Below are 12,804 nucleotides of genomic sequence, written 5' to 3'. Positions count from 1 at the left end.
ATGTTTAAAAGACTCTTAATGTTTTCCTTAACTTTTACACTACTTTTCAACTGTTCTGTAACGGAAAAACCAGAATTTGTAAAGCTAGATAACATAAAAGTTGTTGATTCTAATTCTAAAAGAATCACACTCAGTGCAGATGCTTTTTTCTTGAATAAAAATGATGTTGGTGGCACACTAAAAACGGATGATCTTAAAGTCTATGTTAATGATACAGAAGTTGCCACAATTATTTCTGATGAATTTGATGTACCACGAAAAAAGGATTTTACAATCCCATTAACGGTTACTGTAGAAACAGAAAAACTTATTGATAAAAATAGTTTAGGTGGTTTATTAGGAAGTTTAATTAGCCAAAGCCTAAAAGTGCATTATAAAGGCGACATTAAATATAAAATTATGGGTTATTCGTCTACATATACGGTTGATGAAATCCAAGATGTAAAAATTAAACTTTAATTGACTTCACACGAAACTTATATAAAACGCTGTTTGCAAATTGCCAAAAACGGATTAGGAATTACAAGACCTAACCCAATGGTTGGCGCTGTGATTGTTTATAACGACCAAATTATTGCCGAAGGATTCACTAGTGCTTATGGTGGCAATCATGCTGAAGTTAATGCCATAAATGCCGAAAAAGACCAATCGCTTTTAGCCGAAAGCACCATTTACGTGACCCTAGAACCTTGCAGCCACTATGGAAAAACACCACCTTGCAGTGATTTAATTGTTAGAAACAATATACCAAATGTGGTTATTGGTTGTATTGATGATAATCCTGAAGTTGCCGGAAAAGGCATTGCAAAACTTAGAGCATCTGGCTGTAAGGTTACTGTTGGTGTTTTGAAAGACGAATGCAAAGCACATCACAAGCGATTTTTTACATTTCACAATAAAAAGCGTCCTTATATTATATTAAAATGGGCAGAAACTTCAGATGGTTTTATTGCACCTTTAAAAAAGGACGAACAAAAACCAGTTTGGATAACCAACCAGTATTCACGTCAATTAGTCCATAAATGGCGCGCCGAAGAACAAGCCATTTTAGTGGGAACCAATACCGTTGAAGCAGACAATCCGAGTTTAACGGTTAGAGATTGGTCTGGCGACAACCCAATTAGAGTTGTTTTGGATAGAACTTCAAAATTAAATTCAGATTACGCTATTTTTAATGATGACGCTAAAACCATTAGGATTACTTCTGAAACTATTGATTTTAAAAAACCGATAGCCATTCAAATTGCGACTTTATTACATGCTGATAATATTAACTCTGTAATTATTGAAGGTGGTTCACAAACGCTTCAAACTTTTATTGATGAAGAGCTTTGGGATGAAGCCAGAGTTTTTATCGGGAAAACTGAATTTAAATCTGGTATTAATGCACCACAATTTAGTGGGGATTTGATATCTGAAACCAATATTAAAAATGATACTTTAAAAATATATGCAAAAGATTAAGACTTTAATTTTCGATTTTGGCGATGTATTTATCAACCTTGACAAACAAGGTGCCATGCAACATGCTTTAGATTTATTCAATTTAGAGACCTTTGAATCTGATATGATTGGAATTAACGAATTATATGAAGTAGGAAAGATTACGACTTCTGAATTTATAGCATTTTACAAATCGAAATTTCCAAATATTAATGAAGTAGAACTTATTAAGGCTTGGAATTGTATCATTAAAGACTTCCCAAAGCATCGCTTAGAGTTTATTAAAAATTTAGCACTTCAAAAAGAATACAAACTCATACTACTGAGTAATACAAATGATATGCATATTGATTATGTAAAGGAAACGGTTCCGTTTTTTGAAGAATTTAAGTCGTGTTTTGATGTCTTTTATTTATCTCAGCAAATTCATTTTAGAAAACCAAATAAAGATATTTTTGAATACGTGTTAAATGAAAATAAGCTTAACGCTAATGAATGTCTGTTTATAGATGACACTAAAGACAATACTGATACAGCAGACCAAATGGGATTTCATACTTGGAATATTGATGAAACCAAAGAAGATGTAGTCACTCTTTTTGAAACTAAAAAAGCACTCTTTTGATATATTTACTTCTCAGTATTCTATCATCAACTGGAATATTTGTTTTATTTAAACTATATAGCAAGCATAAGGTTAATACGCTCCAAGCTATAATTGTAAACTATATTACAGCCTGCATAGCTGGCTTATTCTTTTACGATGGTAAAGTTATTATTTCTCAAATTGTAGGTGCAAGCTGGTTTTATGGAGCACTTGGTTTAGGTTTTTTATTTATAGCTATATTTAATGTCATGGCATTGACAGCACAGAAAAACGGCCTTTCTGTAGCTTCAGTTGCCAGTAAAATGAGTGTTATAATTCCTATCCTTTTTGGTATTTATGTATATAACGAAAGTATTGGTGCTCAAAAAATCATTGGTATAGTATTAGCGTTATTTGCTGTTTATCTAACCTCTATTAAACCAAAAGACAACACTGTATTGAAGCCATCAATATTTCTACCAGTCATGCTATTCTTTGGTTCTGGAATTATAGATACATCAGTTAATCATTTTGCTCCTGACGATAATATTCCTTTATTTTCAGCTACGATTTTTGGTATCGCTGCAACTATTGGATTAGTAATTTTAAGTTACAAAGCTATAAAAGAAAAAAATCGTTTCGAATTAAAAAGTATACCTTTTGGTATTACTCTCGGTATCGTTAATTATGCTTCAATTTATTTTTTATTAAAAGCCTTACGTGTAGATGGCTATGAAAGCTCTACTGTATTTACTATTAATAATGTGATTATAGTAGCAATCTCTACGTTAATAGGTTTGTTATTCTTCAAAGAACATATTTCAAACAAAAACTGGATTGGAATAGTTATCGCTATCGTATCAATTGTATTAGTTACATTAACGTAATCAAATTTTTAGTAACTAAAATCAATGATAACCTTAATTCTTTGTAATTTTAAAAATCACGGATTTCTCATCTTCAAAAAGTCTAATAAGATATAAACCTATTCGTAAACTTTCAAGGTTTACAAAATCAGAGTTAGCTTTGTTTAGCACAACTTTTCCTGATATATCGTAAACTTTAATTTCATCGATTTGTTTTGTGAAATTTAAAATAGTTTTTGTGGGATTAGGATATACATTTAAATTCACATAGTAAGAATCATCGTCAGATAACATATTAACACAATTAGCTGAAATAGAGTTTACATCTTCAATAATCCCGGTGTTATTAAAAGTTAATCCATTAAAACCAATATAATTTTCAGAATATCTGGTCACTCTAAAAGCTTCATTTACACCTGGCTGTGAGAATTGATTATAATTAGAATTATTACCTGCAGGAATAATATAAACCCATATTACATTACCCATATTATCTACCTCTGTAATTCTTCCTTTGCCAGATTCGTTAATTAAAGCATTACCATTAGACATAAATTGCACGCCAGATTTTTTGCCCTCATGCATAACAGTACTCATTATTACTCCATCCCAAGACCAAAAATAATCTTCAGGTAAATATTTACCCGAATTTAAAGTGTAGACGCCTTCGGTATGGTTTTGATCGATAATATGAATAGATGATGCAGCAAAATCACTACCGTAACCAGCGTTATTAAATACAGAAATTTTACCTTGATTAGGTCCTTCAGTAATCCATTTTACATCGTGCTGACCATTTAATTTACGGTCTGCGACTATACCGTTGTCATAAACTTCTGGGTTTCCCCATCTCCAAAGTATATCGCCTCCTTTACCATAAATTCCACCATCATGTTTTCCTGCCTCGATAGTTGTAGTACTGTGATCAATTATATAAATTTCGTTTAAATTTCTTGCTGAAAATACAATTTGATCTAATTCTTCATTATAATTTATAGCATTTACGTGCATGAAATTTGATTGATTTCCATAATTAAGATCAAATAATTGTGGATTATTTGCAACAACACCATAATTATCTTTAGAACTATCGAAATCTTGAATTAAATGATCAAAAGCCTTCCATTCCCAGACAAGGTTTGCAGAATTACTGCCTAATGGCTCAATTTCTATTATTCGTTCAAGCTGAAAATCATCATCAGGAAAGGAAACATCTAACCCATGACCTACCATTTCACTTTTAGAGTAAACATCTCTCACTAATACTAAAAAATTACCATTAGATAATGGAGCAATATCATGATGAGTTACAAAACCAAGATCGCTATAAGAAATACTCCAAACTATATTATTATCCCAATCTCTAATTTCTGCATTAGTTCCATTACTCAATAATAAATTCCCATTTTCTAAAAAATATGATCTGCTCACTCCATCTCCTGTGGCATCCCATTGATTAACAACCTCTCCACAGTTATTAATTAAAAACACTCTATTATCATTTGTAGGCTTAATTAATGTATAGCCCTCTGATTTGGTTTTATTAAAATCATTATAAACTAAGCCAATCGTTTCTTGATCTTGAGCCATAATAACATTAAAAGACAGTAAGAAGAATAGTATATTTATTTTCACCATTGATATTTAAAATTTAAAACGAAAAATATAAGTAAATTTATAGAACATTATAAACTTTACTTATTAAAAAATGTATTCTATCCAATAATCTAATTGCTAATAAAATTAATCGTCATAGAAAGCCCTCTTCACATCGATAAAATTGAATATTATTATATTATAACGATTATATAATAAGTGTATTGGTATTTTTGTCGAAGCGATATTAACTATCTTACAGAATGACAGAGGAAGATTTATACCAAACAATTTTAGAGCCTGCAGAAGGCGAAATATTCAAAGATAAAAATAGTAAGTTCATTGGTTTTGCGTTTCCGGTAGATAACGAAGACCAAATAAAACAACACCTTGAGGACGTAAAAAAAACACATTATTCTGCAAGACATTGGTGCTACGCCTACCAGATAGGAGCCGAGTCTAAACAATATAGAGCGAACGATGATGGCGAACCTAGTAATTCTGCAGGTATGCCTATTTATGGACAAATACAATCATTTGAAGTAACCAACATTCTAATAATTGTAGTTAGATATTATGGTGGCGTAAAATTGGGAGTTGGTGGTTTAATAAATGCTTACAGAACAGGCGCACAATTAGCTTTAGAAGCTTCAAAAATTGTAGAACGAACAATTAATAAAGAATTTCAACTCATTTTTGAATACAAAAACATGAGCAAGGTGATGAGATTAATCAAAGAGAATGAAGTCGAAATCAAAAAACAAACGTTAGAATTAAATTGTATGTTAGAAATATCTGTCAGAAAAAGTAACGGTTCTAAAGTTTTTGAATTATTTGATCAATTTTACGGTATTGAAATCAAAGAATTATAACGAATAATTTTGCAGTTGGTCTAAAAGATATTTTGGACAACGTGTTGGTCTATTTCGCTTCGTGTCAATAAAAGCCAAAATTGTACTTCCTGTTGCTAATAAAATGTTAGACTGATTTCGTAATTCATATTCAAATTCAATAGAAGCCGTTGGCATTTTTTTAAGTGTAGTTTTTACTTTAAGAACATCATCATAACGTGCTGAATTTTTGTAGTTTACAGAAAGTGATACTACAGGTAACATTATCCCATCCGCTTCCATTGCACTATAACTTAAGCCAAATTCACGTAACCACTCGGTTCTTCCTACTTCAAAGTATACCGCGTAATTGGCGTGGTATACAACGCCCATTTGGTCTGTCTCACCATATCGCACTCTTATTTCTGTTTCATTAAAGTTCATTTATGTAAATTTGTTTAGGATTTATTTCGTAATTTTAAATTCGTTTTAAACATGAGGAAAAATTTCTAAATATTCAAAATATTTTAATTTTTTTATTAAGAATTTTGTTCACATATTTGCCTTGTTCAAAAACTACTAGAGAATCCTAATTCTCTTTTTTTTTGCTAATATAACTAACAACAAATAACTTAACTTAACGCATGGAGAACACAGCGCAATCTGTATGGAGTAATTGTCTTGCTTTTATTAAAGACAATATTCAACCACAAGCCTACAAAACTTGGTTTGAACCTATAGATGCTGTTAAACTCTCTGGAAATGCATTGAGTATACAAGTGCCAAGTAAATTCTTCTATGAATGGTTAGAAGAGCATTACGTTAAGATTTTAAAAGTTTCGCTTACAAAAGAGTTAGGAGAAGATGCCAAATTGGTTTACGTTATTAAAATGGAAAACACATATGGTAATAAGCAACCTTTCACTGAAAAAATTCCAAGTTCAAATAGATCTGCTGTAAAATCGCAAGATGTCGATGTGCCTTTTAATAATAAAAGCCCTGAACTTAGAAACCCATTTATCATTCCGGGAATAAGAAATGTTAAGATTGAGTCTCAATTAAACCCAAGTTATAGTTTTGAAAACTTCCTTGAAGGCGACTCAAACCGTTTAGCTAGAAATGCAGGTATTGCAGTAGCAAATAAACCAGGAGGAACTTCATTTAATCCATTATTGATTTTTGGAGGTGTCGGTTTAGGCAAAACACACTTAGCCCATGCCATTGGTGTTGATATCAAAGATAAATATCCTGAGAAAACTGTATTGTATATTTCTGCAGAGAAGTTTACACAGCAGTATATTGATTCTGTAAAGAAAAATAATAGAAATGACTTTATTCACTTCTATCAAATTATAGATGTTTTAATTATTGATGACGTACAATTCTTATCTGGTAAAACAGGTACGCAAGATGTATTCTTTCATATATTTAATCACTTACACCAAAACGGAAAGCAAGTTATTTTAACGAGTGACAAAGCGCCTGTAGATATGCAAGATATTGAGCAACGCTTATTATCTCGTTTTAAATGGGGACTTTCTGCCGAATTACAAACTCCAGATTTTGAAACTAGAGTTTCTATTTTAAAGAATAAGCTTTATAGAGATGGTGTTGAAATGCCAGATGATATTGTAGAATATGTTGCAAAACATATTAAAACCAATGTAAGAGAGCTAGAAGGTGCTATTATTTCTTTAATTGCTCAGTCTTCATTCAACAAAAAGGAAATTACAATAAATCTTGCAAAAGACATCGTAGAAAAGTTTGTTAAGAACACTAAGCGTGAAGTCTCTATAGATTACATTCAGAAAGTAGTTTCAGATTATTTTCAGATGGATGTTAATACACTACAATCTAAAACACGTAAGCGTCATATTGTACAAGCACGTCAGTTAGCTATGTTTTTTGCCAAAAAATACACTAAAGCGTCTTTAGCTAGTATTGGTTCTCAAATCGGGCAACGTGATCATGCTACAGTTCTACATGCTTGTAAAACCGTTGATAATTTATCATCAACTGATAAGCAATTTAGAAAATACGTTGAGGATTTGTCTAAAAAGTTAGCTCTTTAATTACCTTTTATTATGACTCGTATTTTAATGGTATGCTTAGGGAATATTTGCCGTTCACCTTTAGCACACGGAATTATGCAGTCTAAACTTCCTGAAGACCATTTTTATGTTGATTCTGCTGGTACAGCTGCCTACCACGTTGGCAATAAACCAGACAGACGCTCTATTGCTGTAGCCAAAAAACATGGACTAGATATAAGTACACAAACTGCTAGACAATTTACGGTTGCTGATTTTGATACGTTTGATTATATCTACGCTATGGACTCTTCAAACTATGAAGACATTATTAGGCTTGCGAGAAATAATTCTGATATCGAAAAAGTAATGTTGTTTTTAGAAGCTAATACCTTTATTCAAAATAAAAATATGCCAGATCCTTATTATGGCGAAAAAGATGGTTTTGAATATGTATACAATCTTGTACATGAAACCTGCGACATCTTAATAAAAACAATAAACGACTAATCGTAATTTTACTATATCTAAGCTCCTTTTTTTTGTAAATTAGTAGCTAAAACCATTAATAATTATGCTGAAGTCTGCTATTACTCTGTTTGTTTTTGCTTTTTTCACCTTACAGTTTTCACACGCCCAAGACATAGATTTAGAGCTATTTGCTTCAAATTTTAATAGACCTGTAAACATTAAACATGCTGGTGACGATAAACTTTATGTTGTAGAACAAGATGGGCTTATTAAAATAATTAATTCTGATGGCTCCATAGAAAGTACTGCTTTCTTAAATATTGACAATCTTGTTATTGACAGCGGTAACGAAAGAGGCTTGTTAGGCTTGGCTTTTCATCCAGACTACGAGACCAATGGTTACTTCTTTGTATATTATATAGACAATTCTGGAGATTCTGTAATTTCTAGATTTACTAGAGATGCTACAAATCCGTTGTTAGCAGATGCTGGTTCGGAGTTTAATATTATTTCCTTTTATCAGCCCTACAGTAATCATAATGGTGGTGATTTAGCTTTCGGACCAGATGGCTTTTTATACATTGCTTCTGGCGATGGTGGTGCTTCTGGTGACCCTCAAAATAACTCACAAGACACAACAAATTTTTTAGGTAAAATTTTGAGGTTAGATATCAATTCAGTCACATCAATACATAATTATAGTATTCCTGCAGACAACCCATTTGTAGGCAACCCAAGTGTTAATGGAGAAATTTGGGCTTACGGATTAAGAAACCCATGGAAATTTTCTTTTGATAGCTTAAACGGAGACATCTGGATAGCAGATGTTGGACAAAATGCATACGAAGAAATTAACCACACTACGGCTGCAGATGCCGCTGCCGGATTAAATTATGGATGGCGTTGCTACGAAGGTAATTCAATATTTAATTCTGACGATTGCTCCGCAGCTAGTACTTATACTTACCCTATTGGTGGCTATCACCATTTTGACGATGGAGAATCTAAGTGCTCTATAACAGGTGGTTATGTATATAGAGGAACAGCATATTCTAGTTTTGATGGTTTATACTTCTTTGCTGATTACTGTAGTCAAGAAATAGGTTTCTTAACTTATGATGAAACCAATGACGTTTGGAATAGAAACTTACAAGATTTTAATGGTAATTGGAGTGCTTTTGGTGAAGATTTAAATGGAGAATTATATATTTCAGATTTAACATCTGGAAATATTTATAAATTAACGGATACGACGTTAAGTTTAAATCAAAATTCAATTTCTTCAATTTCCGTTTATCCTAATCCATCTAATAATATTGTGAATATAAATTTTGGCACAAATTTAGCAAATGAATTATCATCTGTTATACATATATTTGACCTACAAGGAAAAGTAATGAAAACTGTTGCTCAAAGTACAACTAGTATTCAGCAAATTAATATATCCGAATTGTCAGTTGGGATTTACCTATTAAAAATAACAGACGAAAACGGAGCACAATCCATTCATAAACTGGTTAAAAATTAATGAGCATCACAAAAGGAACATTATACCTCATACCAACACGATTAGGAGATAATCCACCATTAGAGGTTTTACCGATTTCAATCAAAAAGATAATCGAAGATTTAGACTATTATATAGTTGAAAATGAAAAAACTGCAAGACGATTTATTAAACGTGTTTCTCCCGGAAAATCTCAACCTTCATTAAAATTACAAGTACTAAATAAATATACCACTGAAGCTGAACGCAACACTTATCTTAATAGTTGTTTAGAGGGAAATTCTATTGGTTTATTATCTGAAGCTGGCTGCCCTGCAATCGCAGATCCTGGTGCTGATATTGTAAGTTTAGCCCATCAAATGGATATAAAAGTTGTTCCACTTGTTGGTCCATCATCTATCATTTTAGCGCTAATGGCATCTGGTATGAATGGCCAGAGTTTCACATTCAATGGCTATTTACCTATTGATAAAAGCGAGAGAAAAGCTAAGTTAAAGTCTTTAGAACGGTTATCTTCTGAACATAACCAAGCTCAAATATTCATTGAGACACCTTATAGAAACATGAAAATGCTCGAAGATTTATCACATACATTACAACCTAATACAAGAATTTGTGTGGCTTGTGATTTAACATTACCAACCGAGTATATTAGAACGAAAACTGCGAAAGATTGGAAAAATAACAAAGAAGACCTCCACAAGAGACCTGCAATATTTATTATCCAAAAAGACTAATGACTAAATAATTATAAGGTAACTCTAGCTTTTTTATCTGGTGTGATCATTGAAGTATCATAACCAGAGAATCTTTTCATGTAAGTTTTAACCGTTGCTCCATAAGCGTCAGAACTATTGGTACCTCCATAACTACGCAAGTATTTCTTAACACTTCCTGGACCTGCTAAGTGCGCAGCTGCTAAAATACCAGATTCGGTAATTTCTATCCCTCCAATAAATTTACCTTCAAAACGCTTTATGTCTTTTCGAAGCACCCATTTATTTCTTTCTGCGTTTGCAACAAAGGCCTTTTCTTGTAACTCAGGATTATATAAAAATTGATTGGGTGTGTATATACCTAACAACTTTAAAGTTTCTTCACCAAACTGATACTTTCCTAAATAACCCAAAGTATTTACCGTAAAATAGTTTCCCCTTGATTCTTTAAATGCTAATGCCTCTTTAAAACCATCAAATGATTTACCTAGATGTGGTGTAAACATATTATACTTCACTGAAGTCTCTTTAGGCAACATGGCCAAATCTTCAGAAATGTTATAGTTAAGTTCTAAACCTTCAGTAGAATACACTTCAAGGTTAAGTGTAGTATCTGGATACAATGATATTGCTAAGAGCAAACAAATTGAAAACGGTAATAAAAAATTCTTAATGTTACTTTTAATCATAACAGCTAAATTTAATTAGTAAAATAATTTCCCCAATTACGTTACCAAATTCGCGTGCAAATATACGACTATTTTGTAATTACTGAAAATCAGCCGCTTAAGTGTTAAAATTTTAACTTAAAAGTATATAAAATGCCACTTTGAACGACCATCGTCACTCAACTCCAATGCAGGAAAAGGAACTTTAATAACGTTAAAAACGCTAAAAACAGTTTTTAAGACGTTAGAATTGGTCTTAATTTTGGTTAAATCAACATCTAAACTAAAGTAAAATTGACGTCTTCTATTTTGATTTGTAAAGTTCAAATCCGAGGACTCACCAGTTAACATACCTTCTGCACCATAGCCAAATGCAAAATTTAACCAGTTAGGAATCGTTTCTGTTTTTAAAAACGAATTAATATTAGCACTTAACCAATAGGTTTGTCCATTATAATCTTTTAAAAATTCTTCAGTTAATCCATTACCTAATTTGTTTGGTCTTTGTTTTGCAAATTGCGTTCTGTGAAAAGAATATTTTAAAACAATGCGTTGTTCTTTCCAAAGTAATTCTTGGCCAACGTATAAACCTGTTCCTGCTGTATTTGCTGCCATGTCAGTCCAAGAAAATCCCCATTCTTCTGAAAAACCATCTAAAACTTCAACTGCGGTTAAAAACCCTAAGCCAATTGTAGAACCATAGATTAATTGATTTCTTTCACTAACTCCAGCCCATTCTAAAGAATTTGCTCCTACCCTACCTAATTGATACGATGAAAAAGCATGTCCCATTTTGTCCATCTGTAACCATTCTCCACTATCATTTAAAGTTTTAAAACTAGAACGCGGATAATCTGCGTACCACAATTGATTGAGACCAATTAGTGTAGCAGAAGCTAAAACGGATTCTGAAATGACAACTGTATTGCGTCGTGATTTATTTAAAGTATCACTAGGCTTTAAAAATGCATTGAACTTAGATTGCGAAAAAACAGAATAACTAACCAAAAAGAATAATACAAAATGGCAGTATAAACGCATTTGACTTTATTTATTAATACCTTGAGATGACAAATATTGATGATACTCGCGTGCATTATTATTGTGCTGACCTAAAGTTTTAGCAAACTTATGATAGCCAATTCGTTTTGCATCTGCCGCAAAATATAAATAGCTGTGCTTCTCAGGATTTAAAACTGCTTTTACAGCAGATAAATCTGGCATAGCGATAAGTCCAGGTGGCAAACCTGAATACTTGTATGTATTATAAGGCGATTCAATTTCTTTATGAATATTTAAAACTCGTCTAATTATTGTGTTCTTATACTTTGGTAATTGATAAGCTGCAAACTTTAAAGTTGGGTCTGCTTGTAAAGCCATTTTAATCCTCAACCTATTGAGATAAACTCCAGCAACTCTTGGTTGCTCATTGGCTTGCTTAGATTCTTCATGCACAATTGAAGCTAAAGTAATGACCTCATTAGGCATTAAATTTAGTTTTTTGGCTTTTGCTTTTCTATCTGCTGTCCAGAAACGGTTATATTCTTTTAGCATCCTTTCTCTAAATGTTTCTGCAGATGTATTCCAGAAAAATTCATAGCTGTTTGGCAAATACATTCCTAAAGCAGTTGCTTTATTAAATCCATTTTTTCTTAAAAATGCTTCATCTGTCATCGCAGTAATGAGGGATAAACTATCAGCTTCAATTTGTGTACTAATTCTTCCTGCCAAATCTGCTAAATTATGCTGATTATTAAATGCAATTTTTATTGGAAGATTTTTACTTCTTATTGAATTAATAATATCATTATTATTCATTCCTTTATTAATAGCAAAACGACCAGCTTTAATATTTGTAATGTATTGCTTCTGTTTGGCTAAAGCATCAAAGGCATCAATATCCTCTAAAAGTGGCTCTAACTGTGAACGTACTTCTGCATACTTTGCATCTGTTGGTACTTCTATATAAGCAGTTTCATTATTGAATTTTGTATTAGGTGCAAACATGGCATTATATACATAGTAGGCAAATGCACCACAAATTACCAAGCCAATAAGAGCTACTGCCCAAAGAATTTTTTTAATATACAT

At 32.0% G+C, this 12,804-nt stretch carries 14 protein-coding genes; 9 read left to right on the top strand and 5 right to left on the bottom strand.

Translation table 11 applies throughout. The features are described from left to right. Genes ACJBCC_RS15310 through ACJBCC_RS15295 form a run of 4 tightly spaced genes read left to right on the top strand, consistent with a single transcriptional unit; the run spans window position 1 to window position 2,916 of the window. Complete coding sequence (locus ACJBCC_RS15310; protein WP_407557665.1) at window positions 1-459, top strand: LEA type 2 family protein; 459 nt, start codon at window positions 1-3, stop codon at window positions 457-459. Further along, a complete protein-coding gene (gene ribD / locus ACJBCC_RS15305; protein ID WP_407557664.1) occupies window positions 460-1,464 on the top strand; it encodes a bifunctional diaminohydroxyphosphoribosylaminopyrimidine deaminase/5-amino-6-(5-phosphoribosylamino)uracil reductase RibD in 1,005 nt (334 codons plus the stop codon). Then, a complete protein-coding gene (locus ACJBCC_RS15300; protein ID WP_407557663.1) occupies window positions 1,451-2,068 on the top strand; it encodes an HAD family hydrolase in 618 nt (205 codons plus the stop codon). The genes ribD and ACJBCC_RS15300 overlap by 14 nt, the downstream gene beginning before the upstream one ends. Continuing rightward, window positions 2,065-2,916 (top strand): DMT family transporter, encoded by an 852-nt coding sequence (locus ACJBCC_RS15295; protein WP_299103153.1) that lies wholly within the window; start codon window positions 2,065-2,067, stop codon window positions 2,914-2,916. The genes ACJBCC_RS15300 and ACJBCC_RS15295 overlap by 4 nt, the downstream gene beginning before the upstream one ends. Window positions 2,917-2,949: 33 nt before the next feature. Here the strand turns inward: ACJBCC_RS15295 and ACJBCC_RS15290 are convergent, their stop codons facing one another. Further along, window positions 2,950-4,533, bottom strand: coding sequence for an aryl-sulfate sulfotransferase (locus ACJBCC_RS15290; RefSeq protein ID WP_407557662.1), 1,584 nt, complete (start codon window positions 4,531-4,533; stop codon window positions 2,950-2,952). Between the two features lie 221 nt (window positions 4,534-4,754). Here ACJBCC_RS15290 and ACJBCC_RS15285 point away from each other — a divergent pair, with 221 nt between their 5' ends. Beyond that, entirely contained in the window at window positions 4,755-5,363 is a 609-nt protein-coding gene (locus ACJBCC_RS15285; protein ID WP_299103149.1) for a YigZ family protein, read from the top strand. Here the strand turns inward: ACJBCC_RS15285 and ACJBCC_RS15280 are convergent. After that, the gene (locus tag ACJBCC_RS15280) at window positions 5,358-5,765 is read right to left on the bottom strand and encodes a thioesterase family protein (protein WP_299103147.1); all 408 of its coding nucleotides are present in this window, start codon (window positions 5,763-5,765) and stop codon (window positions 5,358-5,360) included. The two genes, ACJBCC_RS15285 and ACJBCC_RS15280, sit on opposite strands and share 6 nt — an antisense overlap. Window positions 5,766-5,965: 200 nt before the next feature. On the opposite strand from ACJBCC_RS15280, the gene dnaA reads away from it, so the two are divergent. The 4 genes from dnaA to ACJBCC_RS15260 all read left to right on the top strand — a co-directional run bounded on the left by dnaA (window position 5,966) and on the right by ACJBCC_RS15260 (window position 10,066). Further along, the gene (gene dnaA, locus ACJBCC_RS15275; RefSeq protein WP_299103145.1) at window positions 5,966-7,393 is read left to right on the top strand and encodes a chromosomal replication initiator protein DnaA; all 1,428 of its coding nucleotides are present in this window, start codon (window positions 5,966-5,968) and stop codon (window positions 7,391-7,393) included. Between the two features lie 12 nt (window positions 7,394-7,405). Beyond that, window positions 7,406-7,861 (top strand): low molecular weight protein-tyrosine-phosphatase, encoded by a 456-nt coding sequence (locus tag ACJBCC_RS15270; RefSeq protein ID WP_407557661.1) that lies wholly within the window; start codon window positions 7,406-7,408, stop codon window positions 7,859-7,861. 64 nt (window positions 7,862-7,925) lie between these two features. Further along, window positions 7,926-9,350 (top strand): PQQ-dependent sugar dehydrogenase, encoded by a 1,425-nt coding sequence (locus tag ACJBCC_RS15265; protein WP_407557660.1) that lies wholly within the window; start codon window positions 7,926-7,928, stop codon window positions 9,348-9,350. Continuing rightward, window positions 9,350-10,066 (top strand): SAM-dependent methyltransferase, encoded by a 717-nt coding sequence (locus ACJBCC_RS15260; RefSeq protein ID WP_407557659.1) that lies wholly within the window; start codon window positions 9,350-9,352, stop codon window positions 10,064-10,066. Before ACJBCC_RS15265 ends, ACJBCC_RS15260 begins: the two co-directional genes overlap by 1 nt. A gap of 11 nt (window positions 10,067-10,077) precedes the next feature. Here the strand turns inward: ACJBCC_RS15260 and ACJBCC_RS15255 are convergent, their stop codons facing one another. The 3 genes from ACJBCC_RS15255 to mltG form a co-directional block, all read right to left on the bottom strand. Next, the gene (locus ACJBCC_RS15255) at window positions 10,078-10,734 is read right to left on the bottom strand and encodes a peptidoglycan-binding protein LysM (RefSeq protein WP_407557658.1); all 657 of its coding nucleotides are present in this window, start codon (window positions 10,732-10,734) and stop codon (window positions 10,078-10,080) included. Window positions 10,735-10,851: 117 nt separating this feature from the next. Further along, complete coding sequence (locus ACJBCC_RS15250) at window positions 10,852-11,754, bottom strand: DUF2279 domain-containing protein (RefSeq protein ID WP_407557657.1); 903 nt, start codon at window positions 11,752-11,754, stop codon at window positions 10,852-10,854. A 6-nt stretch (window positions 11,755-11,760) separates the two neighbouring features. Further along, window positions 11,761-12,804, bottom strand: coding sequence for an endolytic transglycosylase MltG (mltG, locus tag ACJBCC_RS15245; protein ID WP_407557656.1), 1,044 nt, complete (start codon window positions 12,802-12,804; stop codon window positions 11,761-11,763).

This window comes from Winogradskyella sp. 4-2091, assembly GCF_045765065.1.
Classification (GTDB): domain Bacteria; phylum Bacteroidota; class Bacteroidia; order Flavobacteriales; family Flavobacteriaceae; genus Winogradskyella.
This window is presented reverse-complemented; position numbering and strand designations above follow the sequence as displayed.

Excerpts from the sequence above, each read along its gene's own strand:
- ACJBCC_RS15310 (WP_407557665.1), top strand. The coding sequence starts at position 1 with ATGTTTAAAAGACTCTTAATGTTTTCCTTAACTTTTACACTACTTTTC.
- ACJBCC_RS15300 (WP_407557663.1), top strand. The coding sequence starts at position 1,451 with ATGCAAAAGATTAAGACTTTAATTTTCGATTTTGGCGATGTATTTATC.
- ACJBCC_RS15290 (WP_407557662.1), bottom strand. The coding sequence starts at position 4,533 with ATGGTGAAAATAAATATACTATTCTTCTTACTGTCTTTTAATGTTATT.
- ACJBCC_RS15285 (WP_299103149.1), top strand. The coding sequence starts at position 4,755 with ATGACAGAGGAAGATTTATACCAAACAATTTTAGAGCCTGCAGAAGGC.
- ACJBCC_RS15280 (WP_299103147.1), bottom strand. The coding sequence starts at position 5,765 with ATGAACTTTAATGAAACAGAAATAAGAGTGCGATATGGTGAGACAGAC.
- dnaA (WP_299103145.1), top strand. The coding sequence starts at position 5,966 with ATGGAGAACACAGCGCAATCTGTATGGAGTAATTGTCTTGCTTTTATT.
- ACJBCC_RS15270 (WP_407557661.1), top strand. The coding sequence starts at position 7,406 with ATGACTCGTATTTTAATGGTATGCTTAGGGAATATTTGCCGTTCACCT.
- ACJBCC_RS15265 (WP_407557660.1), top strand. The coding sequence starts at position 7,926 with ATGCTGAAGTCTGCTATTACTCTGTTTGTTTTTGCTTTTTTCACCTTA.
- ACJBCC_RS15260 (WP_407557659.1), top strand. The coding sequence starts at position 9,350 with ATGAGCATCACAAAAGGAACATTATACCTCATACCAACACGATTAGGA.
- ACJBCC_RS15255 (WP_407557658.1), bottom strand. The coding sequence starts at position 10,734 with ATGATTAAAAGTAACATTAAGAATTTTTTATTACCGTTTTCAATTTGT.
- ACJBCC_RS15250 (WP_407557657.1), bottom strand. The coding sequence starts at position 11,754 with ATGCGTTTATACTGCCATTTTGTATTATTCTTTTTGGTTAGTTATTCT.
- mltG (WP_407557656.1), bottom strand. The coding sequence starts at position 12,804 with ATGTATATTAAAAAAATTCTTTGGGCAGTAGCTCTTATTGGCTTGGTA.